24 protein-coding genes are annotated in these 23,764 nt (G+C 28.4%); 11 read left to right on the top strand and 13 right to left on the bottom strand.

Annotation, left to right across the window (positions count from 1 at the left end):
- Positions 1-7: 7 nt before the first annotated feature.
- The 6 genes from ALEK_RS08710 to ALEK_RS08685 all read right to left on the bottom strand — a co-directional run bounded on the left by ALEK_RS08710 (position 8) and on the right by ALEK_RS08685 (position 4,723).
- The gene (locus ALEK_RS08710; RefSeq protein WP_071625548.1) at positions 8-421 is read right to left on the bottom strand and encodes a phosphonate C-P lyase system protein PhnG; all 414 of its coding nucleotides are present in this window, start codon (positions 419-421) and stop codon (positions 8-10) included.
- Positions 422-1,279, bottom strand: coding sequence for a phosphonate ABC transporter, permease protein PhnE (phnE, locus tag ALEK_RS08705; RefSeq protein WP_071625549.1), 858 nt, complete (start codon positions 1,277-1,279; stop codon positions 422-424). It abuts the gene before it with no gap.
- 46 nt (positions 1,280-1,325) lie between these two features.
- Complete coding sequence (gene phnD / locus ALEK_RS08700) at positions 1,326-2,192, bottom strand: phosphonate ABC transporter substrate-binding protein (RefSeq protein ID WP_071625550.1); 867 nt, start codon at positions 2,190-2,192, stop codon at positions 1,326-1,328.
- A gap of 9 nt (positions 2,193-2,201) precedes the next feature.
- Positions 2,202-2,939 (bottom strand): phosphonate ABC transporter ATP-binding protein, encoded by a 738-nt coding sequence (phnC, locus tag ALEK_RS08695; protein WP_071625551.1) that lies wholly within the window; start codon positions 2,937-2,939, stop codon positions 2,202-2,204.
- A gap of 11 nt (positions 2,940-2,950) precedes the next feature.
- A complete protein-coding gene (locus ALEK_RS08690) occupies positions 2,951-3,673 on the bottom strand; it encodes a GntR family transcriptional regulator (protein WP_071625552.1) in 723 nt (240 codons plus the stop codon).
- 231 nt (positions 3,674-3,904) lie between these two features.
- Complete coding sequence (locus tag ALEK_RS08685) at positions 3,905-4,723, bottom strand: ferritin-like domain-containing protein (protein ID WP_071625553.1); 819 nt, start codon at positions 4,721-4,723, stop codon at positions 3,905-3,907.
- Between the two features lie 52 nt (positions 4,724-4,775).
- Between ALEK_RS08685 and ALEK_RS08680 the strand changes: the two genes are divergently transcribed.
- From ALEK_RS08680 to ALEK_RS08670, 3 genes are read left to right on the top strand one after another with little or no spacing between them, the layout of a single operon-like run.
- Positions 4,776-5,372 (top strand): MBL fold metallo-hydrolase, encoded by a 597-nt coding sequence (locus ALEK_RS08680; protein WP_071625554.1) that lies wholly within the window; start codon positions 4,776-4,778, stop codon positions 5,370-5,372.
- A gap of 12 nt (positions 5,373-5,384) precedes the next feature.
- Positions 5,385-6,287, top strand: coding sequence for a GGDEF domain-containing protein (locus tag ALEK_RS08675; protein WP_071625555.1), 903 nt, complete (start codon positions 5,385-5,387; stop codon positions 6,285-6,287).
- A 9-nt stretch (positions 6,288-6,296) separates the two neighbouring features.
- The gene (locus ALEK_RS08670) at positions 6,297-7,271 is read left to right on the top strand and encodes a GGDEF domain-containing protein (RefSeq protein ID WP_071625556.1); all 975 of its coding nucleotides are present in this window, start codon (positions 6,297-6,299) and stop codon (positions 7,269-7,271) included.
- 2 nt (positions 7,272-7,273) lie between these two features.
- Here the strand turns inward: ALEK_RS08670 and cmoB are convergent, their stop codons facing one another.
- Positions 7,274-8,188 carry a tRNA 5-methoxyuridine(34)/uridine 5-oxyacetic acid(34) synthase CmoB gene (gene cmoB, locus ALEK_RS08665; RefSeq protein ID WP_071625557.1) on the bottom strand — a complete coding sequence of 305 codons (915 nt, stop codon included), beginning with the start codon at positions 8,186-8,188 and terminating at the stop codon, positions 7,274-7,276.
- A 207-nt stretch (positions 8,189-8,395) separates the two neighbouring features.
- Between cmoB and ccsA the strand changes: the two genes are divergently transcribed.
- The 3 genes from ccsA (at position 8,396) to ALEK_RS08650 (ending at position 12,991) form a co-directional block, all read left to right on the top strand.
- The gene (gene ccsA / locus ALEK_RS08660) at positions 8,396-11,155 is read left to right on the top strand and encodes a cytochrome c biogenesis protein CcsA (protein ID WP_071625558.1); all 2,760 of its coding nucleotides are present in this window, start codon (positions 8,396-8,398) and stop codon (positions 11,153-11,155) included.
- Between the two features lie 121 nt (positions 11,156-11,276).
- Positions 11,277-11,996 (top strand): SDR family oxidoreductase, encoded by a 720-nt coding sequence (locus ALEK_RS08655; protein ID WP_071625559.1) that lies wholly within the window; start codon positions 11,277-11,279, stop codon positions 11,994-11,996.
- A gap of 20 nt (positions 11,997-12,016) precedes the next feature.
- Positions 12,017-12,991, top strand: a complete 975-nt coding sequence (locus ALEK_RS08650; protein WP_071625560.1) for a response regulator transcription factor — start codon at positions 12,017-12,019, stop codon at positions 12,989-12,991.
- Between the two features lie 5 nt (positions 12,992-12,996).
- Here ALEK_RS08650 and ALEK_RS08645 read toward each other — a convergent pair whose 3' ends face one another.
- From ALEK_RS08645 to ALEK_RS08625, 5 genes are all read right to left on the bottom strand, one after another.
- Positions 12,997-13,593 (bottom strand): hypothetical protein, encoded by a 597-nt coding sequence (locus tag ALEK_RS08645; RefSeq protein WP_071625561.1) that lies wholly within the window; start codon positions 13,591-13,593, stop codon positions 12,997-12,999.
- Between the two features lie 10 nt (positions 13,594-13,603).
- Entirely contained in the window at positions 13,604-15,388 is a 1,785-nt protein-coding gene (locus ALEK_RS08640; RefSeq protein ID WP_071625562.1) for a sensor histidine kinase, read from the bottom strand.
- Positions 15,381-16,037 carry a response regulator transcription factor gene (locus tag ALEK_RS08635; RefSeq protein ID WP_071625563.1) on the bottom strand — a complete coding sequence of 219 codons (657 nt, stop codon included), beginning with the start codon at positions 16,035-16,037 and terminating at the stop codon, positions 15,381-15,383. Before ALEK_RS08635 ends, ALEK_RS08640 begins: the two co-directional genes overlap by 8 nt.
- Before the next feature lie 76 nt (positions 16,038-16,113).
- Positions 16,114-16,485: a c-type cytochrome gene (locus tag ALEK_RS08630; RefSeq protein WP_071625564.1), complete on the bottom strand. Its 372-nt coding sequence runs from the start codon at positions 16,483-16,485 to the stop codon at positions 16,114-16,116.
- Complete coding sequence (locus ALEK_RS08625; RefSeq protein WP_071625565.1) at positions 16,469-16,960, bottom strand: thioredoxin family protein; 492 nt, start codon at positions 16,958-16,960, stop codon at positions 16,469-16,471. The genes ALEK_RS08630 and ALEK_RS08625 overlap by 17 nt, the downstream gene beginning before the upstream one ends.
- 207 nt (positions 16,961-17,167) lie before the next feature.
- Between ALEK_RS08625 and ALEK_RS08620 the strand changes: the two genes are divergently transcribed.
- The 5 genes from ALEK_RS08620 (at position 17,168) to ALEK_RS08600 (ending at position 22,456) form a co-directional block, all read left to right on the top strand.
- Positions 17,168-19,540 carry a cytochrome C gene (locus tag ALEK_RS08620; protein WP_071625566.1) on the top strand — a complete coding sequence of 791 codons (2,373 nt, stop codon included), beginning with the start codon at positions 17,168-17,170 and terminating at the stop codon, positions 19,538-19,540.
- Between the two features lie 113 nt (positions 19,541-19,653).
- Positions 19,654-20,316 carry a thioredoxin family protein gene (locus ALEK_RS08615; RefSeq protein ID WP_071625567.1) on the top strand — a complete coding sequence of 221 codons (663 nt, stop codon included), beginning with the start codon at positions 19,654-19,656 and terminating at the stop codon, positions 20,314-20,316.
- Positions 20,317-20,318: 2 nt separating this feature from the next.
- Complete coding sequence (locus ALEK_RS08610; RefSeq protein ID WP_071625568.1) at positions 20,319-20,789, top strand: thioredoxin fold domain-containing protein; 471 nt, start codon at positions 20,319-20,321, stop codon at positions 20,787-20,789.
- A 12-nt stretch (positions 20,790-20,801) separates the two neighbouring features.
- The gene (locus ALEK_RS08605; protein WP_071625569.1) at positions 20,802-22,100 is read left to right on the top strand and encodes an FAD-dependent oxidoreductase; all 1,299 of its coding nucleotides are present in this window, start codon (positions 20,802-20,804) and stop codon (positions 22,098-22,100) included.
- An 8-nt stretch (positions 22,101-22,108) separates the two neighbouring features.
- A complete protein-coding gene (locus ALEK_RS08600; protein ID WP_071625570.1) occupies positions 22,109-22,456 on the top strand; it encodes an Lcl C-terminal domain-containing protein in 348 nt (115 codons plus the stop codon).
- Positions 22,457-22,463: 7 nt separating this feature from the next.
- Here ALEK_RS08600 and ALEK_RS08595 read toward each other — a convergent pair whose 3' ends face one another.
- Positions 22,464-23,660, bottom strand: a complete 1,197-nt coding sequence (locus ALEK_RS08595) for an HD-GYP domain-containing protein (protein WP_071625571.1) — start codon at positions 23,658-23,660, stop codon at positions 22,464-22,466.
- Between the last annotated feature and the right edge of the window lie 104 nt (positions 23,661-23,764).

Below are 23,764 nucleotides of genomic sequence, written 5' to 3'. Positions count from 1 at the left end.
AATTACCTTACATTAAATCAAAAGAAACTCTAGTTGAGTTCACTTTTTTGTTTTGTTCTTTATTGGCTTTTTCTTCAGCTTTTTTAGCACTTTTTAGTAAAGTTTTTATTTCATCTTTAAAAATATTTGCTTCAAAACTCGCATCTAAAACCGCAGTATAAAGAGATAGTTTATTATTTGAATCCATAACCATTGACCAACCTTTTATATTATCTACAGATACAATAGTTGATGTTACAAGAACTTCTCCCGCATAAAACTCACCGCCTGAAATTGGGTCTTTTACAGGAACAAGTAATGTTTGTTCAGTTGGAGCAGTTAAAACTTTAATAGAATGTTTTTCATTTATTTTTGTATATAATTTTTTTAATTCAGCTTTTGCAACTAATTGTGCTAATGAATTAATATCTTCTCTTTTCATTTATATAAACCTTTTTCTAATAATTGCACTTACTTTGTCTAATCCCCAAACTGTCAATACAATAACAATAATAATTGTACAAACATCGCCATTTTCAAAAGCTCTCATCTTATCAAATAGATAAAAACCAATACCACCAGCTCCAACAAATCCTAAAATTGAAGCAGATCTAACATCGCTTTCAAATCTATATAAACACATAGATACAAAATGAGGCATTGTTTGAGGAATTACTGCGTAAATTAATACTTTAATAAACCCAGCACCAGTTGTTGTTAGTGCTTCTACAGGTCCTGGATCAATTGATTCATTTCCTTCACTTAATAATTTACTTAAAACTCCTGCTGTATGTACTCCTAAAGCTAATATTCCTGCCATTGGTCCAAGTCCAACTGCAGATACAAATATTAGTGCCCAAATGATTTCATTAATTGATCTAAATACATTTGCAACAAAGGTAGCACTTCCATATATCACACTTTTTGTAAACTCATGAATAGGAGATTTCCCTGGTATTAAAATGTTTATTATATTTCTTGAGCTCATATATGACAATGGAACTGCCACGATAATTGATAGAATCAATGCAATAATTGCCATTTGAATTGTTTCTAGCATAGATAAAGCATAAGTCATTAAATCATCACTATTTAAATTTGGTGGGAAGAATCCACTATTCTCTATTTCTGGATTACCTGCAATATATTCCATCATATAATGCCACCCATCAATTAGTGAAACAACACTCATTTCTGTGTCTTTCCAGCTTTGAATAAAAATTAATAAAAATATTACAATTACAACTGATTTTGAAAATGAAAATGGGTTACTTTTATCCCTTATTTCTTCTATGTTCATTACTTTTCCTTTTAAAACAGGCCCTTAAGCCTGTTTATTTAGATATTTATTTTTTATTTTTTAATTGTTTTTTTAATTTGATTAATTCTCTTACTGAATCATAAACTGAATCATCACCTTTGATGAAGCCTTTATTTTTTAATCTTTTTAATCCTTCTGGATCGTTATAAGATAAAAATGCACCTTTTAATGCCATTTTTAAAGACGAAGGTAAATCTCCTCTAGCTGCTACTGGTGCTCCTGGAATTAAATCTGAAGTCCAAATTACATTAAATTGGTCTTTATTCCAGTGTCTGCCTAAACCTCTATTAAAGTCTAAGTTATTTGTAGATGCTGCATCAACTTTTCCAGCTTTTACAGAAAGAATAGAAGCTTCATGTCCACCTGAATATACTACTTTTTTAAAGTAATCTTTTGGATTGATACCAGCTTTTGAAAACATTACAGTTGGAACTAAAGTTCCTGATGTAGATTGAGAAGAAGTAAATGCCCAAGTTTTGTTTTTGATATCTGCTAAAGATTTAAGACCTGAACCTTTTTTTGTAATAATTGTTCCTCTATAACCAGGAAGTCCTGATTCTCCATCAACTTCAACAACTAAAGCTTCTGCATTTGCTCTTTTGTGTGCTTCTACATAAGATTTAGGTCCAAGGTAAGCTACATCAATATGATTATGTTGCATACCAGTAATAATTCCAGTGTAATCCCCTGCTAGTTTCATTTCAACTTTAATACCTAATTGTTTAGATATATAATCAGTTAATGGACCAAAGTTCTCTTTCATTGAAGTAGAACCAGCTACTGGAATTACACCAAAAGTTAATTTTTCTGGCCATTTTTCTTGTGCCATCATAGAAGTTGTACCTAAAGTCAAAGCAAGTGTTGCTACTGTAATATTCTTAATAAGTTTCATTTTTATCCCTTAATTATTTACTGTATAAATTTTTTCAACTAATTTATCTGTTAGTTGATCGCTGTTGTCGTCAAAAACTACTGATCCATTATTCACACCAATGATTCTGTCACAGTACTCTTTTGCGTACTCCAAGTGATGAAGGTTTGCGATTACGGTTACTCCATAAACTTCATTTACCTTCTTCAAAATACCCATAACTTTTTTTGCACTTTTTGGATCAAGTGCTGAAACTGGTTCATCTGCTAAGATAATCTTTGGTTCAGCGGCTAAAGCCCTAGCAATTGCTACTCTTTGTCTTTGGCCTCCCGAAAGTTCATCACACCTTTTTAGTGAATGTTTTGTAATATCAACTATGTCCATATACTCTTTTGCTTTTTTTATCTCCTTGTCTTTATATAATTTTAAAATTGCTCGTGATACAGGAATATCTTTTAACATTCCACTTACAACATTGTCTAATACACTTAATCTATCTACTAGGTTGTAACCTTGGAAAATTACACCAATTTGTTCTCTTAATTTGATTAAGTTTTTCTTTTTGATGTTATTTAAGTCATAATCTAAAACTTCAAATTTCCCATCAAATACTTTGATTCCACCAGTTAGAGACATTAATAGTGTTGATTTCCCAGCTCCACTAGTTCCAATAATTCCAATGAATTCACCTTTTTTTACTTTTAAATCAATGTCATTTAAAATCTTCTCTTTTTTATAACCTAAAGTTAATTTCTTCATTTTTATCATTACTTTTCCTTTTAAACTAAATCTACTTTGATTTTACATGTGTCGCCTCTAAAAAAAGAGGTACCGTATTCAACAAAATTTCCATCTTGATCTTTTGATAATGTACTAGCTGCTAATATTGGTGAGTTTGATGGCATCATTAATAATTCACTTAATTCATTTGTTGATGTATGTGATTCAAAAACTGTTGAGACTTTTGTGATTTCTAAATTTGGGTAGCATTTTTCTAATACTTTGTATAAAGAGAATGGTTTACAATCTAAGTTGTTAATAATTTCTCTATAAATATAAGCATCAAAATATGAGTATGAAACAGATATTGGTAAATCATTTGCATAACGTAAAAGTCTTAACTCTATTACTTTTAAATTTTTATTTAAACCAAGGTTTTGTGCAATTTCATTTGTAGGTTCAATAATATCTGCACCTAAAAATTTTGTTTTAGGCTCATATCCTAAATCTAATATTTTTGAAGTATAAGAGCTTTTATCAGAAATTGAATAAGGCACTTTAATATTAGAAATATAATTTCCTTTTCCTTTTTTTGTGTAGATATAACCTTCATCTTTAAGCATTGATAATGCTTGTCTTACTGTATGTCGATTTACATCAAAAGTTGTAGCAAATACATTTTCTGAAGGTAATTTTTCAGAAGTACTGTAATTTTTATTTTCAATGTTTTTTAATATTTCTTCATATAGTTTTACGTACATAGGTTTTTCTACACGTTTCAATTAAACTCCTTTACTTGTCTATACAAGTTTGATGAAGGAAGTATAAAAGAGTAAGATTACACAGCGATTACATCTTGTATAGACAAGTTAGTGTGCTTGTATAGATTGGAAGAATTTGAGTGTTAATTATAGAGAATTGTAAACAATAAAGTTTATGGGAGTAAAGTTGTTTGTAGATTTTTAGAAGCCATCAAAGAGAGGGCTTCCGTTGTTAGGATAGATTAAATATTTTTAAACACAATCACTTTTTTTAGATAGTACTTTTAAAACATCACAAGAGAAACCGGCTTTTTTTCGAGCTTCGAAATTTAAGTCCATTTTTCTTTTTGTTGAACCAGGAAATACATCTTCAATAATTTCTAGGTAAGTACTATCATAAGGAAGATTCTCTAAATCACAAGCATATTTGTACCAAACATCACCCTTTGTAACGTGATCAACCTCTTCTTCTAAGATTATTTCTAAAGCTTTTAAAATTTTTCTATTAAATGGATCATTATTAGATTTTAGTTTTTCCATGATTTTTGGATTTTGATCTAAACCATTTGCTTCTAAATATCTAGGAACTGCTGCCATTCTTCTTAAAAACTCTGGAGTTTCTTGCATTGCTTCAAATAAATTCTTATGTACTTGGAAATCTCCATATTTCCCACCTAATTCACCTAATAACTCTTCTAACATTAAAAAGTGCCTAATTTCATCGTCTGCAACTTCTAACCAATCTTTATAATACTGATCTGGTTTATTTTTAAATCTAAGTGCTGCATCTAAAGCTAAATCAATTGCTGAGTATTCAATATGTAAAATTGTATGTAATAAGTACTTTTTACCTTCATCTGTATTAAAATTTTTGATTTTAGGTAAAGCAGTTGGTTTTACAATATCTAAATAACTTTCATAAGATGGTTCAATTAACTCACAAGCAATATGTTCGTTATTAAATTGTAATTCATTATTTAAAAATTTTTCGTAGAAAATATTGAATTTCTCGATCTTTTCCTCTGGTCTTTTTGTTAATAGTACTTCTTCAAGCATAAAAAAATAATCCATTCATAACCTCTGTTCTGATATAATATTTGAATTTTAGCGAAAAGGCTTTAAAATGGATATAAAAGTTCAGCCAATGGGCGATTATCAAACAAATTGTTATATAGTTACAATTGAAAATAAAGATTTTATTATCGATCCTGGTGTAGGTGCATTAAGATGGATAAAACAAAATGTAACAAATCCTGTTGCGATACTTAATACACATGGTCATTTTGATCATGTATGGTCTAATAAAGAAGTTCAAGATGAATATAATTTAAAAATTTATACTCCAAAAGATGATAATTTTATGTTAGAAAAAGATCCTTATGGAATGGGAATGCCAGCATCATGTGCTGACGTTTTAATTGAACCAGATGAAGCGATTGAAATAGAAAACATACAAATAAAATTTCATCATTTCCCTGGTCATACTCCTGGATGTTCTGTAATTCAAATCAATGAACATTTGTTCTCAGGTGACTTTATTTTTAAAGGAACTATTGGAAGATTTGATTTTCCTAACTCAGATGCTACGCTAATGAAACGAAGTTTAAGTAAAATACTTCAATGGGAAGAGACTAACTTTCATGTCTATCCAGGACATGGAGAAAAAACAACACTTAAAAGTGAGCTACCATCACTAAAACAATGGGAAAGTTATATTTAAAGGGTTACTTATATGAGCGAAGTTTGTGAAATTATTGCGAAACAAAATTTAAATTTAAAGAATACTAAAACGATAGAAGATACATGTAATACAATTTTAGAGTACCTTAAACTTGAGTTTAAGATCACAGATATAATTATCTCAGTTATAAGAGTAGACGAAAGATCAGAAGAGGTTATTTTTGCTTCTGTAAAAAATATTGATGTAGAAGAGCACAATATTTTTGAGTTAATTCAAAATGAAAATACTAAAATAAAAGTTATTTGTTCATATGAAGATGAGAGTTATTTAATAGAAAACAGATGTGTATTAGACTTGGCTTTACAAGTTTTCTCACAAACTATTTTTATTAGACTTTTAAATGAGACATTAAATGATTTAACATTAATTGACAATGTAACAGGACTTTATAATAGACATTATCTTGATAACTACGCTGGAAATATTCTAAATATTTCAAATCGTGAGTCAAAAAAAGTTGCATTCCTTAAAATTGGTATTGATCAATTTAAAGCAGTAATTGATGAATTTGACTACAATGTAGGAGATAAAGTACTTAAAGCCTTAGCTGATATTCTAAAAACAACAGTTAGATCTTCTGATATAGTTGTTAAAATTGATGGAGATGAATTTTTAGTTATTTTAATGAATATTATTAATACTGATAATGCTATAATGATATCTGAAAAAATTATTAATAATTTCAGTGAAGAAAAAGTGTTAGTAAATAAACAAACAGAGCAAGTACTTAAAAAGACTATTTGTGCAGGAATTACTGTATTCCCCGATGATGCTTTAGAGATAGATGATATTATTAGAAAAACAGATATTGCTTTATATGAAGCAAAAAATTTGGGAAGAAGCAAAAGCTTCAAATATATTGAAGAAGATGCAAATAGTATAGATTTTTTTTAGGCAAAAATTATGAAACATAAAATATTAGAACTTATTAAAAAAGCTGCCCATAGTGAAGATGATTACAAATCATTAGAGAGTATCTTTTCATTATATGAACAGTTACAGTTCTCGACAAATATAAAACAAATGGGTGAAGATATTTACTCTTGGTTACATAAAGAGTTTAATATAGATAATTTGACTTTTGCATTATTTGATATTAATACAAATTCAAGAGAAGAAATATATGTAGAAGGTGAAGAATTCTATTTAGATGATGATAAATCATATTTCTTTATTATCAATACACATACAAATATTAATGCTACAGTATCTTTTTGTGCCACATCTAATGTACACTATCAAGTACTTCAAGCTAAATATGAAACTATTGAAGCTGCTTTTTTTCAAATATCACCAATTATTCAAAGTGGTATTCTAAAAAAGAATTTTATAGAATCATCTTCTTTAGATTCTGTAACAAAAGTTTATAATAGAAACTATTTAATTGATAATTTAACAAAACATTTAACTATTTCTAATAATAAACAAAATGAAATTTATTTTTTAATGATTGGAATTGATCATTTCAAAGCTGTAATTGATGAATTTGATTATGATGTATCTGATAAACTATTAATTGAACTTGCAAAAGTTATTCATAGTAACATTAATGAATTTGATATGGTTGCTAGATTAAATGCTGATGAGTTTTTAGTATCAATTATCAGTAATTCAAGTGAATATAATGCAACAGATGTAGCAGAAAAAATAATTAATGATTTTGCAAAAATTAAGATATTAGTTAATGAAGAGACTAAACAAACTCTTAAAAAGACTGTATGTATTGGTTTTGAAATATTTAAAGCAAATTCAGATGATACAATTACAGATGCAATAAAAAATGCTGATATTGCTCTTTATGAAGCAAAAAATAAAGGTAGAAGTATCTTATTTAAACACAGTGAACTTAAAGATGAAGATACAATAGAATTATTTTAATTCTATTGTTTTTTCCTAGCTTTCATATAAACTCTTTTTGGAGCTGGATAACCTTCAATAGTTTTACTACTATCTTCAGGATCTAAGAAATCCTCTAAACTCTGATCAAAAGACCATTTTGTTTTTCTTTGTTCTTCATTAGTTGTTACAGTTGTTGCAATAACTTCAATATCTTCAAACCCTGCTCTACTTAGCCAGTTTTCTAAGGCTGGAATTGTAGGAATAAAATAAATATTAGGTATTTTTGAATATCTTTTATTTGGTGTAAGACATAATTCTTCATCCCCATCAATCATAAAAGTATCAATTAAAATTTCACCTTTTGAATTTAAACCTTTTGCAAGTGCTTTTAAAGTTCCAACTGGATCTGGTCTATGATATAAAACCCCTAACATAAAAATGAAATCAAATTTATGATCATAGAATTCTAAGTGCTCAACACCTAACATTTCATATTCAATATCAGCTTTTACAAAGTGATTAACAAATTCAAATTGATGTAATGTTAAAGCAGAAGGATCAAAGCCTACCATTTTTTTAGGTTCATCTTCAAGCATTCTAAACATGTAATATCCATTATTACATCCAATGTCTGCAACAAGTTTATCTTTTAGATTAAAATGCGGTCTAATTAAATTATATTTTATATTACTTTGCCACTCAGAATCAATTTCTAAACCAAATAAATTAAATGGTCCTTTTCTCCATGGTATTAAGGCTTTTGCAGTTTCTTCAATTAAGTCATACTCTTCTTGAGAGATGTCTTCTCTTTTTCCAACTGTAAACCAGTCCCCAAAATCCAATGAAAGTTCACCTTTTGATATTTCACGAGCCTTATTTATTTGCTCATACCAAGGTTGTACATTTTTCCATTCTCGACAATCGTTTTTCTTTTTTTGTAATGTTTCTAAATCCATGACGTAATTATAGGTTGAATACATAAAATCTTATCTTAAATCAATGGAATTAAAAACTATATTTTGTTATACTTCGGAATATAACTGCACATAACTAGCACTTATAAAGCACAATCATTTATTATAATATGAAAAATAATTGCTCGTTAACGATAAGTTAACCACTTATGAATATAATTACGTTCAATTTTGAGAAAAGGATTTTTTTTGAAAACTACAAGTGTCTTATTTTCTTTTAAGACTACATTAATCTTACTTGCTATTTTAGCAATCGGAGCTGGTTATGCCACATTTATTGAAAATGATTTTGGTACTTCCTCGGCTAGAGTTTTAGTATATAACACAATTTGGTACGAAGTAATATTAGTGTTAACTACCATTAATATGACAGGTATAATATTTAAATATAAAATGTGGAAAAACAAACCTAGATTTATATTTCACATCTCATTTGTTGTAATTTTAATAGGTGCAGGTGTTACTAGATATGTAGGATACGAAGGTATCATGCAAATCAAAGAAGGTACAACTGAAAATAGAATGATTTCTCTTGAGCCATACTTACAAATTACTATTAAAGACAAGGGCAAAACATACTACAAAGAGTATCAAAAAGAATTTACTACAGTTTTTACAACAGTAAATGACTTTGAGAACAAAGTACTTTTTGGTGAAAAAGAAGTTAACTTAAAATATAAAAATTATATGTTAGCTAAAAATGGAAATGCCTCTATGGGAATGTTAACTTTGGATGTTTCACACAATGGTGAGACTAAAGAGATTAAATTACCAGGTAAAAGAGGACAAAAAAGTATTAGAAGAGATTTATCTTTTGGAGATACTATTGTTGCTTTAGAATATGGTTCAAAAGTTTTAACTTTACCATTTAGAATTACTTTAAACGACTTCCAACTAGATAGATACCCAGGAAGTATGTCACCATCATCTTATGCATCTGAAGTTACAGTTACTAAAGAGAATGGTAAATCTTATGATTATAGAATTTTCATGAACAAAACATTACATGAAGGAAACTTCTTATTTTTCCAAAGTTCATATTTCCCAGATGAAACAGGAACTGTATTATCTGTTAATAATGACCCAGGAAAATGGCCAACATACTTAGGATATTTCTTATTAACTTTAGGTTTATTCCTGAATTTCTTCGATAAAAAATCTAGATTCTGGAAATTAACTAAATATGTAAGTTCAAGAAACCTAGCATCAATTGCTGTAGCATGTTTTATCGCTTTTGGTTCAACTTCATTAGAAGCAAATGAACAAGTAAACGAGCAAACAAAAGCACAACAAACTGTTGAATATTTAAATAAATTCAAAAGTGGTTCATTAGAAACTGCTGAGAAATTCTCTAGATTAGTAACACAAAGTCAATCAGGAAGAATGAAACCAGTTTCTACTTTAAATAGAGAAATTATCATGAAGTTAAGTGGTAAAAAATCTTTATTTGGAATGAACTCAGATCAAATTGTTTTAGGTTTATTATCTAGACCAGAAATTTGGAGAGATTTAAAAATCATTAAAATTAAAACTCCAAAACTAAAAAACTTTTTAGGAATTGAAAAAGAGAGAAAATTAATTGCATTCTCTGAAGTATTTGTTGATGGTACGTATGTACTAAGCAAAGAGGCTGAAAAAGCTTCTATGTCTAAACCAACAGATAGAGGAACATACGAAAAAGATATTATAAAATTAGATGAAAAATTAAATATTGTTTATGCAACATTTAATGGTAACTTATTTAATATCTTCCCAAAACCTAGAGATACTGCTAATACATGGCATACACCTTTAGACGCGATGAAAACTTTTACAGGGAAAAGTCAACCAGCTGTTGAAGCAATGACTAGAGGTTTTATTAACGCTGTAATCCAAATGGATTGGCAAGAAGCTAATAAATTTGTAGATATGATTGCTTTATACCAAGAAAAAGTTGGAGCTGATGTAATCTTAAGTAAAACAGAAGTAAATAATGAAATCTATTTTAATGAATTAGATATCTTTATTAAATTAACTGTTGCATATATTATCTTTGGTCTTATTATGTTAATTGCTGCATTTATTGTAGTATTTAATCCAAAGATCCAACCAAGAAAAACTACTGTGTTCTTCTTTATAATTTTATCATTGCTGTTTGCAGTACATACCTTTGGTATGGGATTCAGATGGGTGGTAGCCGGACATGCTCCTTGGTCTAATACTTATGAATCAATGTTATATATTTCATGGTCTGCTGTGTTTGCAGGGGTTATGTTCTTTAGAAAATCATTACTTGCACTAAGTGCCGCTATTATTGTTGGTGGTATTTTCATGTTTACTGCACACTTAGCAGGTATTGATCCACAAATTACGAACTTAGTTCCAGTACTTAAATCTTACTGGTTAACAATTCACGTATCAATTTTAACTGCATCTTATGGATTCTTTGGATTAGCTGCTGTAATTTCTTACTTAGCATTAATCTTATTTATCTTTAGAAGTCCATCTAGACCACATTTAGATGAAACAATCAAAAATATTGCAGCAATTACTGAAATTGCTCTTATTATTGGTGTTGCCGCAATTACAATTGGTAACTTCCTTGGTGGTATCTGGGCTAACGAGTCTTGGGGTAGATACTGGGGATGGGATCCAAAAGAGACATGGGCATACGTATCAATTGTTGTTTATGTTTTAGTTATCCATATGAGATTTGTTAAAAAACTTAATAATCCATTTACTTTAGTAGTATCTGCATTATTAGCTTTCTCTACAATTTTAATGACATATTTAGGAGTAAACTTCTATTTATCAGGAATGCATTCATATGCTACAGGAGATCCTGTACCAATTCCTACATGGGCTTACGTACTTACATCATTAGTGATTATAACAATACTAGTAGCTTATAGAAAACGTGATTTAAAAGATTCTATCTGTCACGAAGAAAACCAAAAACCTAAGAAGTAATTCTTAGGTTTTTACCTTTAACTCCTCTCTTCCTTCCCAAACAATAATCTAAATTTTTTGAAACGTTTTTGAAACGTATAATAAATTATAATTCTTTATATAAAATATTTAAGGATTAATAATGAAAGAACTAATAGTAATAACAGGTGCAAGCTCAGGAATTGGTGAAGCTACTGCAAAAGCATTTTCAAATGCAGGACACCCTCTTTTATTAATTGCAAGAAGAATTGAAAAACTTGAAGCATTAAATTTACCAAATGCGATTTGTGCAAAAGTAGATGTTACAGATTTTGATGCACTAAGAGTAGCTATTAAAAATGCAGAAGAAGTTTACGGAAAAACTGCTTGTTTAGTAAACAATGCGGGAGCAATGTTATTAGGTTCTATTGATACTCAAGATATTAGTGAGTGGCAAAAAATGTATGACTTAAATGTAATGGCTGTATTAAATGCAATGCAAGCAGTGTTACCAGATATGAAAGAGCGAAAAGGTGGAACTATTATAAATATTTCATCTGTTGCAGGTAAAAAAACATTCCCAGCCCACGCTGCTTATTGTGGTACTAAATTTGCAGTTCATGCAATTAGTGAAAACGTAAGAGAAGAAGTAGCTGCAAATGATGTTAGAGTTATCACAATTGCTCCTGGTGCTGTTGAAACTGAATTATTATCTCATACAACTAGCGAAGAGATTATCAAAGGTTATGAAGCTTGGAAAGAATCTATGAATGGTGTTATTGTTCCTGAAGATATTGCAAGATCAATTGAATTTGTATATAACCAACCACAAAATGTTTGTATTAGAGAATTAGTAATTACAGCAACTAGACAAGAACCATAATAGTTGATATACTTTAAACTATGAATTATAAAATAGTTTCCAATAATAAAGATATTATAAACAAAGCAAACACTATATTTACTTCTTTGGATATGAATGAGTCTATTCATATCCAAGAAGTAGATTTTTGGCTTATAGACGCTTCTACGCTTAGTAAAACATCACTTTTATCATATAAAAATAGAAAAGAATATTCTAAACTACTTTTTATTGTAAATAATGATGAAGAGATAACTTTATGTTTACAAAATGATTTCCCATACTTTTTAAAAACAAACTTTTCTTCAAATGAATTAATTTCATGGATAAAGTTTTTAATTAAAGACAAAAAAGAAAAAACTCTTGAACTCAATGATGAAATGATATTAAATTTTGAATCAAAAACTATAAAAACAAATGAAGAAAATATTAAATTAACTCTGCAAGAGTTTGCCCTATTAAATGCAATAAACTCACAAAATTATGTAAATACAAATACTTTAGTAGGTATTTTGCAATTACAAAGTCAAACAAGTGTAAGAACTATTATAAATAGAATTAGGAAGAAAACTAATAATGATTTGATTTTACATAAAAGAAATTATGGTTATAAATTAAATCTTAGTGAAAATATAAATAAGAATGAATCAAACTTCTCTTCTCACATAAAAGAACTTGAAGAGCAAAACAACTTAATGCAAGAGATTATAGATAGTTCACCTGTGTATATTGTGACTTTCATACATAAACAACTGTATTGTATAAATAAAGCCTTTAGAGACTTTCTAGGCACTGATATAATAAAAGAGTTATGGGATGAAACAAAGGGTGATTTTTTCCAATTAATTAAACATAATTCAAAAGAATTAGAAACTTTAAAAACTACCCTCTTTTCAAAAGGTTTACACGAAATAGAACTTTATGATTTTGAAAAAAGAGATACAAATATTTTTGAAGTAAAAACATACTATTTTGAGAATTTAGATAAACATCTATTTATCTTTGAGAAGAAGTAATTAAATTACTTCTTCTTTTTTGAGCACTCTATATATTCATTAACTTGGATTGTATAATCTTTCATCCAGTATTTAATACTTGTACCTTCTAGTCTAGTTGTATCACCTTTTACTCCATAAATAAATACAGAAAAAGTAAAATACTTATCATTATATTTTAATAAAATTTGCTCAGGAACTAATTGCATTTCATATCCATCTTCAATCCAATCTGACCAAAAACCCTCAAAATCATTGTTTATTTCTTCTGCAATTTCTACATCTGTATATCTATATAAATTTACAGTTGCTATTTCTATTTCATCAATATGTTTATTTTTTATTTTATAACTATATAAACCACTTTGTTTTGGGAATTTATAATCTTTTAGTTTTATTGATTTATTAGTATATTTATTACTTGAATCTTTTGTGAAGTTTAAACTTTTATATTCAGATACTTCGCCAAAAAGTGTTTTTCCTTTTAGACTTGTATCCATTAACTCTTGTAAATACTCTGGCGTTTCATAGAACTTGTCCGGATTGTAGTAAGGACTACAATCATTTGCAAATAAAGTGCTAAAACAAAGTATAGAACTACATAAAAACTTTTTTCCTAACATAAATACCCTTCTATATATAAATGGTAAATACAGCACCATTTTCGTCATTATGTACTGTTAATTTACCATTTAATTTATCTTCAATAATTGCTTTTGATAAATAAAGACCAATTCCTGTTCCTTTATCTTCTTTTGTAGTAAAGTAAGGATTAAATATCTCTTCTATTAAACAAGAAGGAACACCTCCTGCATTATCTTTAACAATGATTTTAATTTTCTCTTCTTCTTTTTCTATAATAATATCTATTTTTGCATTTTCAATTTTATTCTCATCTATTGCATCTTTAGCATTAATTATAAGATTCATTAGAACCTGTGAGAACTCATTTTTGTTTCCGTGTATTGTGATTTCTTCTTTTGATTCAATATGTAATTTAATATTGCTATGTTCAAGAACTGCTCCAATAATATTAAGTACATTATCAACTGATTCTTTCACAATAAAATCAGATTTTTCTTCATCTTTTTTATAAAAGTTTTTAAAGTTATCAATTGTTGTAGACATAAATTCGATTTGATATAGTGAATTTTCTAATGCTTCATCAAACATTTCATCACTCATTCTATTTTTTCTTTTATAAGCTCTTAGATTTTGTAAAGTTAGTGATAATCTTGTTAAAGGATGTCGCCATTGATGAGCGATATTACCAATCATATCTCCTAGTTCTGCAAGTTTACTTTGGTTTTGTAATAATCTATCTTTTTTTGCTACTTCTAGAGTTTTTAAAATTACTTTATTATCTAAATTTGTTGCTAAATCATGTAATTCATCTGATTGAGCTACGGCAAACTCAAAAAGTGACTTTGGTACTCTTGTAAAAAGAAATGTAAATAGTATTGACATTAGAGTTGCAAAAATTAAAATAGTAATAATCATAGTATTGTTGTTATTTTCAACTTGTTCAATAGATTCGTCTTTTTCAAGCATTATCATTGATATTTTTTGTTTATTTAAATATAAAGGTTGTACAAAAATATTCTTATGAAATACAAAGTTTTTATCTTCATTTTTTATTTTATTCACAAGTTCATCACTAAAGTCATCAGATACTCTTTTTTTAGAATTATAAAAGGACCAGTTAAATTCACTATTTTTATGTCTTAAATAATATCCATTGCTATTAACTAAATAAATATCATATAAAGCAGAGTTTGTAATACTTTCAAGTAGTTCTTGCATAAAGATATTAACAATTAAAATACCTTTAAATTTATTTTTTATAAACATTGGAGTTGCTACTCGAATAACTGGTTTATTTGGCACTTCTATATGTCCATGTTCTACATTTAAATCAATATCTGAGAACCAAACATCTTTATTTTTCATTTTTGATACATTTTTAAAGTAATATCTATTTGATTTATTTTGTAGTGTTTTAGACTTATATGGTTCTTTTGAGTGTTTTTCTCTATCAAATCTTAGTACTTCAAAACCCTTCTCATTTATATATCTAATTTGCATATAATCTTTATTTGATTCCATTATTGTTAATAAAAGTAAATCAATATAGTATTTATATGAGCCCTCTTCTACATAATTAAGAAAGTATTCATTCTTTGCAATGGCTTGTAATTCATCTTTTTTTGATTGGAAAAACTTATCAAATTTATCTTTTTTTTCTCCACTTTGTAATTTTACTTCTCTCTGAAATTTATTAGCTACTAGATCTTGAGAAAAATAAATATGAATTGCAGTAATAGAAGCTATTAATAAAACTGTAAAAACTATATAAGAGAAAAATAATTTAATTCCAAAGTTTCTATTTTCTTTAGATAGTTTATTTATCTCAAGCATTCTTTTCTATCTTGTAACCAGAGTTTCTAATATTAACAATAAAATTTTCTTTTAGTTTAGTTCTAATTTTTTTTATTTGAGTTCTTAGGGTATTATCACAAACATCTTTTTCATCCCAAACATAATCTTTTATAATACTAGGACTTACGATATTTCCTATATTTTTTACTAAAATATATAATAAATCTTTTTCTTGTTGTTTTAAATCTATGCTCTCACCTTCAAAAGCTAATTGCATTGAGCACAAATTAAAGCTATAAGATTCTGTTATTTTTACATTGTCAGAGTCTAAATCTTTATGTAAAATTTGGTTGATTCTAAGTTCTAGTTCATCTAAAATAAAAGGCTTTCGAACATAATCACTACAGCCTAAAGCATAACCTTGTTTTACATGTTCAATATCACTTTGTGCAGTTAAATAAATTGCAGGAGTACTTATTCCATCGTCTCTAATGGCTTTTAATGTTTCAAAACCATTTTTTTTTGGAGTATTAATATCAAAAAGAAATATATCATAATTTGTAAGAATTGCATTGTCTAATAATTCTTCTCCATCATTAAAAAAATCTACCTTATTTCCATCTAGTTCAAAATAACTTTTTATAGATTCACAGATAAAGTTATCGTCCTCTAAAAGTAAAATTTTCATGTAACTCCTTAGTCACTATTTGTAATTTTTCTTTTATTATACACTTATATTTGCTTATAATTACCATAAGTAAATCTTAATTACAAGTAGGAATATTCTCTGAATCATATGCAAATTCTTGTAAAAAATCCAATAAATCTACTTTTTGGATTTGGAACTCATCTGAGTTAAAATACTCAATTACTAATAGTGTTTCTTCATCGTCTGTATGTAAATCTTTTAGTTCAAAAGCATTCTTTGCAAATAGCTCTTTCCATTCTCTAATTGAAGCCATATTTCCACCACGACTACCCTCTCCATGGCAAGAAGAACATGCTTTTAAATAAAAGCTTTGTCCAATAATATTTTTTGTAGCATAAGCACCTCTTTTTTTAGCTGCATTTAAATTTGTAAATGAAAGCATAAGAATTACTATACATAGCAGTGTAGTTTTATTTTTTAAAATCATATTTAGCTCCATGAAGTTTTTCAAATTTTTTAATGGCATCATCCATCCACTCTAACATCTGTTTAAGGTCCCACATTCCATAAATAATCATATGTTTTTTGCCTTTTCTTGATAACTTCTCTTCATTTGGTCCCATAAAATATATTGCAGGTGTCATAGATACAGTTAGTCTTGGAGGACATTGTCCTGTATTTTCTACATCCGAATCAGCATCTAATGAATTATCTAATATTACTGGTATAAAATATTTTTTTATTTTTTCTTGAAATTCTTTTTGATTAAAAATTTCTTCTTTTAATTTGGGACAATAAAAACAAGTTCTTGATTCTAAAAACATAAAAATTGGTTTATTATGATAATTTGCAAGCTGTACTGCTTCATCAAATTCATGTTGCCAGTCTAAACCTTTTTTCCATTCATCTTCAGCGCTTAAGCACGATATAATCATAAATAGAAGAAATAATAATTTTTTCATTTTTATTGCCTTTGTAAAATATAAGTGTTTTTGTCGCACTTTTTTATACTCTATACTTTTTTATTCTAAAAAAAATTGATTTGAATCAATAATGAAATAATTGTAATTTTTTAGTATGAAAATTATAAATTGGCACTTTGGAAGCACTTTACTTTGTTAAACTTTTCAATAATTGGGTTTAGAGCCCAATAATTTAAAGGAGACGAGATGAAAAGCTTAGTGTGTAAAATTGCTAAGATTGCATTATTTGCATCGGTACTTTCATTTTCTACACTTTTTGGGGCTGAACACTCAAAAGGTATGGCAGAAATGGAAGCAGTATCTGGTGGTGACTCATGTATTAAATGTCATAAAGGCATAGAATCAATTAGAGATACCAAATCAGATATGATGCAACAAATAATGGCAATGGGCCAAGGCATTGGCGACACAGGGGGATGTGTTGTTTGTCATGGTGGTAATCCTGAAGACGGTACTGTAAAAGGTGCTCACAAAGGTGCTCCTGCAGGTCATGCAGGTGGATTAGCTGAATTTGTTAGAGATCCAGGTTCTATGTGGGTTGCTGATAAAACATGTGGTATTTGTCATGCTGATACTGTGAAAAATACTATGAAGTCATTAATGATGACTGAAGCTGGTAAAATTCAAGGAAACATGCATACATGGGGAACATATGATACTAAAAAAGTTCAATATGCAAACTATGATGTAAAAGATGAAGATGGTAAAGAACCAGCTTGGGGAACAAAAGTATATAAAGATTATATGCTTAAAATGATTGATAAATATCCTGATCAATTCCCAACTGAATTAAAACAACTTCCATTACCACCAAGTGGTCCAGAAGATTTCGCTGGTAAAACAGAACAAGAAATTGGAGAAATGGCTTCTATTACTTACCAAAGATCTGATTGTCAGAGATGTCATATCGGTGTTAGAGGTAGAAAAGGTAGAGGTGACTGGAGAGGAATGGGATGTTCTGCTTGTCACATGCCTTATGGAAATGAAGGTATTTACGAAGGTAATGACCCAACTATTGATAAAAAAGAACATGGACATATGTTAGTACATATGATGCAAGGTTCAAGAGAAGCTAAAGTAAAAACTCCATCTGGAATGGAATTCTCTGGTATTCACCCTGAAACTTGTAACTCTTGTCACAATAGAGGTAAAAGAATTGGTGTTTCTTACGTTGGTTTAATGGAACAACCTTATGGTTCTCCTTTAAATGAAGGTGGAAAATCTCAATCTAAACACCACGGTAAAAGATATAAACACATCAAAGAAGACTTACACTTTGAAGCGGGTATGACTTGTCAAGATTGTCACACTTCAGTTGATATGCATGGTGATGGTACATTATTTGGTACTACATTAGGTCAAGTTGAAATTGAGTGTTCAGATTGTCACGGTACAAATGATAAATATCCATGGCAGTTAAAAGTTGGTTACGGTGAAAACTTCAAAATTGAAACTCCTGAAGGTCCAAGAGGTATGGCTACTGATTTACCATACTATATGACTCAAGGTACAGTTTATGATAAACAAGGTGGATATTTATTATCTACTAGAGGTAACCCACTAGGAAACGTTGTAAAAGTTGAAAATAAAAATAAAGTAATTGTTCATTTAGCATCTGGTAAAGATCTAGAAGTTCCTTTATTAAAATATAAAGCTGATACAAAAACATATAAATCACAACAAGCACACGTTGCTATGGGTGAAATCAAAGCTCACATGGATAACTTAGAATGTTATGCTTGTCACTCTGATTGGGCTCCACAATGTTATGGTTGTCACGTAAAAGTAGATTATACTCCTGGTAAATCTAAAATTGACTGGATTGCATCTGGTTCATCACACTTAAAAAATGGTGAAACTTCTGAGTCTGTTTTAGGAACAAAAGGTAAAAAACTATTTGGTAAACCTAGTGAAACTAGATCTTACTTAAGATGGGAAGACCCAATTTTAGGTATCAATGGTGAAGGACTTGTAACTCCTGTAATTCCTGGATGTCAAGTAACATTTACTGTAATTGGACCTGATGGTAAAACTCTTATCTTAAATAAACAAGCTAGAGTTCAAGATAATGGATCAACAGTTGCTGGTACGGATATGTCACCTGTTCAACCACACACAACTGGTAGAAAAGCTAGAACTTGTGAATCTTGTCACTCTAATCCTAAAGCATTAGGTTATGGTATTCAAGATGGACAATTCTTACAAAAACAAGGTGAAGATTTATACATGGATCTTCAAGATTTAAAAACTGGTAAATTCGTTCCTAAAAACAAAACAGTTCAAATGAAAGGTATTCCAGGTATGGATTACGATTGGTCGCAAATCGTAACTAGAGATGGAAAACAACTTCAAACTGTTGGTTCTCACTGGCCTGATTCAAGACCTCTTGATCAAGACCAAAGAGAAAGAATGGAAAAAACTGGTTTATGTATGGGTTGTCACCAAAATATGTCAAACAAAGAAATTTGGGACAAATTAAACACGGACAAAAAACTAAACCTAAAAGAACACATTGAAAAAATGCATGAAATGGCTACTAAAGCTGCTAAAGCAAAATAATAGTTCTTTTGAAAATTTGAGAAGAGGAGAAATCCTCTTTTCATTAATAATTTAACTTATGATAATTTCAAAAAAGTTATTATAATTTTGATTATTAGTAAGGAAGGTATAAAATGAAAAATAAATTTTTAAGTAAAACAATTATCACATCATTAGTTGCATCAACTATATTATTAAGTGGATGTAGTGAAGGCAAGTCAAAAGCAGAAGTTGTTGAAGAAAAACCAAAAATTGCACAACAACAAACAGACGAAAGAGTAAAAGAAGTACCAGAGAAAAAAATAGTTTATACTAAATACGATTCAGTTGTAGATGATGTATTTAAAGATATAGCAAAGATTGGTCCTGAGGGTAAATATATGTTATTAGTATTTGGAACAAATACAGATCCTTATACAGATAGATTAAAAGCTGATATTAAAAGCTCAAAAGAATTAACAGACAAATTAATGAATAATTTCTCGTCATATTATTTGAAAGCCCATGAAAACAAAAGATTAAAACTATTCCATGAGGGTGACTATATGGATGTTGATACAAAAACTATGATTAATATCTATGCTGTTCAATCAACACCTACCCTAATCTTCACAGATAAAAATGGTAAAGCTGTAATTGTTGTACCTGGATATATGCCAGCAAAACAGTTTTTAGAAACTATTAACTTTATGGAAAGTAAAAAATGGGAAGGTAAAGATAGAAAGAATGGCGAAGTTTATGAAGCTTTAAAAAACCATTACATTAATAATGGTATTGACGTTAAAACAAAGGCTTAATTATGAAAAAGATTTTATTAGTACTTAGTTTATTTATGGTTTCTGTATTTGCTGATATTTACAATGATGAAACTAGATTAATTGCCCAAGGTAAAGGCGTAATGTTTATTTTTGAAAGTAAGTCATGTCCTTATTGTGAATTACTAAAAAAAGATTTTAAAGAAAATAAAGAGATGAAAGAGATATCAAAAGGTTTTAATATCTATTTTATTAATCAAGACAATCAAAAAGATTATGTAGTTGGAACAACAAAAAAACAAGAAACAACTACAACATTAAGAATGGCATTTATGTCTAAAACTACTCCAAATATTGTAATGTTTGATAAAAAATGGAATAAGATTTTTCAACTACCAGGATATGCACATCCTGCACAAATGATTACGTTTATGAAATTTATTGATGGTTTACATAATGGCGATTATACTGCTAAAGATTGGCAAAAATACCTAAAAGATAATGGTGTTTCATAAAAAGGATTTTTAATGCAAAGAAGAGACTTTTTCAAACTTTCAATATTTACAGCATCGATTTTAGTTTCTACTAAAATTGATGCTATTGCTTCTACTACATCAAATAGTAAAACTAATATTCTTATTTTAGGCGGTGGTTTTGCAGGAATTAGTACAGCAAAATATCTAAAAGAATTAAACCCAAATCTAAATGTAACACTAATAGAAAAGAATCTTAATTTTATTTCATGTCCATTCTCAAATGGCTGGTTAGGTGGAATCAAAGATATTACTTTTGAATCATTGAATTTTGATTACAATAGTTCAGTTATAAAATATAATTACAATTTTCTAAATGAAACTGTTGTAAATATTAACAGAGATAAAAAAGAAGTCATTACTAATAAAAGTGTAGTTAAATATGACTATATGATTATGGCTTTAGGAATTGATTATAACTATAAAAAAATATTCAAAAGAGATAAACAAAAAGCAAAAGAAGCCTTAATCAAAGCTCCTGCTGGTTTAAAACCGGGAAGTGAAATAATAAGACTTAAAAAAATGATTACAGATTTTAAAGGTGGAAATTTTATATTAACACTTCCAAAATCTTCATACAAATGTCCCCCTGCTCCATATGAGAGAGCTTGTATGATTGCTAACTATTTTAAAGAAAATAAAATTGATGGTAAAGTTGTGATTATTGACCCAAGAGCAAAACCTGCTTCTAAAGCAAAAGCATATCTAGAAGCTTTTTCTACTATATATAAAGACTACATTGTTTATACACCTAATACAAGATTTAAAGATGTGGATTTTTCTAAAAAAGAAATTTTAATTAAAAAATTTGATGAATTAAATGATAAATATATTACTAGCACTCTAAAGTATGAAGAACTATCAATCATTCCACCAAACAAAGCAAATGACTTATATAAAAAAGCGGGAATAAAAACCTATGCACAAGGATGGGTAAAACTAAAACGCCCTACTTTTAGAACTGTAAGTGATGATGATATTTATGTTATTGGAGATGCTCAAGGTGAATATCCATATCCAAAATCAGGACAAATGGCTAATTCATGTGCTTTAATATTAGCAAAAGAGTTAATCGAAAGAATAAATAAAAAAGAGTTTGATTATAAATCAAATTTACCGGGAAATGTTTGTTATTCAATAATAGCCCCAAACAAAGCTGCTTGGGTTAGTCATGAATACAAATATGAAGATAAACTAAGAGTTTATGCACAAAGTTCAGATATTACTAGTGATAATTACCTAACAGCCAAAAATTGGTATACAAGTATAACTAGTGATTTATTTGGAATATAAGGAAAAATATGAAATTAAATAAACTATTAATTGCAGGCGTTTTGCTGACAAATGTAGCTTTTGCTGATATTGTTTGGTTAGACGAAGCACCTAAGAGAATGAAATGGGTAGAAGCCATGAAATATTGTGAAGATTTAGGAGCAAAACTTCCTAGTAAAAAAGTCTTTCAAAAAGTATGGGATGATAATAATAAAGCACCTGATATAAAAGGTTTTGATATTTCTGTGTCTTATTGGACTAGAGATGAAGTACTTGATAATAAACATGCTGCTTATCCATTTTATTTTATGGAAGGTAGAGATACTTGGTATTATAAAGCCGATAGATATGGAGTTAGATGTATCAAAGATAAGTAGTCTCTTTTTAAGAGAATACTTTATCTATTGATTCTACAATTTCTTCTTCTAATCCATTATCAATAACTAATCTATTTAAAATTTTTATAGCATTGTTATGACTCATAGATTTTCTATATGGTCTATCTTCTACTAAAGCTTGGTAAATATCTAAAGAAGCTAAGATTTTTTGTTCAAAATTTAAGTCTTTTGCATCAAGCCCAAAAGGATAACCTTTTCCATCAAGTCTTTCATGATGAGCAGAAGCTATTTTGCTTATCTCTTCCATACCTTCTATTGAACTTAGAATTCTATGTGTTAAACTTGCATGTTTTTTAATAATAAATAGTTCATTTTTTGTAAGTTTTCCAGGTTTTTCTAATATATCATTAGGAGTTCCTAGCTTTCCTAAATCATGAAGGTTCGCTGCTATTTGTATCTTGTAGCTTTTATCTTCTGTAAAATTATAGAAGTCTGCTAAGATTTTTGCTTTTCCCATTAATTCATAAGTATGATTAGCTGTAAACTGTGATTTTGAATCAATAATATTTGAGAATACCATTGATATTTTTAACATCTGTTCATAAGATATATCGATTATAAATGTTGGCAATATTTCATTTAATAAGAAATCCATTTCTAGTAATTCTAAGTTGTACCAGAAAATATCTCTATCTGAAATATTTAAAAAAGCTTCTACTAATTTTGGTGAGAATAGCACTTCAACATTTGATTTAACAAATTCATCAACTTCATACTTTGTATCTAATGTAATATCAACTAATGAAAACTGTGTATCTATACAATCAGCTAGAAAAATAATCTGTGACATCAAAGGTATTTCATCACCTTTTTTACCAAAGTAGCCTTTACCATTATATGTTTCATGGTGATATAAAATAATATTTTCTTTTTTCTCAAAAAAAGGAAAATGTTCTATGTTTTTTTCACCAGCAAGACAATGACTAGTAAAGCCTTCTGCTTGCTCAAAATTATCATTAAAATTTGATTGTGCAAATGATTGCACAATACCGCAGTCGTGCATGATTGAGTAGGCACATAAGTCAAATTTTTCTTTATTATTTAGATTGAATTCTTCACCAAGTAATAAAGAAATATAAGCTACTTTTTTACTATGATTATTCGTAGTATTTAGTAACTCTTTTTCTACAGCATCAAGTGCAACTGATACTGAATATAAGAATGAATTTAAATTTAATTTCATTACTTCCCTTGTGTTATTAATAGTTATATTATATAAAAAACATCTGTATATTACCCTTAAAATAATTATTAATTTATTCAAGAACTTTTTTAATATTTTGGATA

The sequence above is a fragment of the Poseidonibacter lekithochrous genome, from assembly GCF_013283835.1.
In the GTDB taxonomy this organism is placed as follows: domain Bacteria; phylum Campylobacterota; class Campylobacteria; order Campylobacterales; family Arcobacteraceae; genus Poseidonibacter; species Poseidonibacter lekithochrous.
Note: the sequence above shows the minus strand (reverse complement) of the source record. Positions and strands in the feature narration are given on the sequence as shown.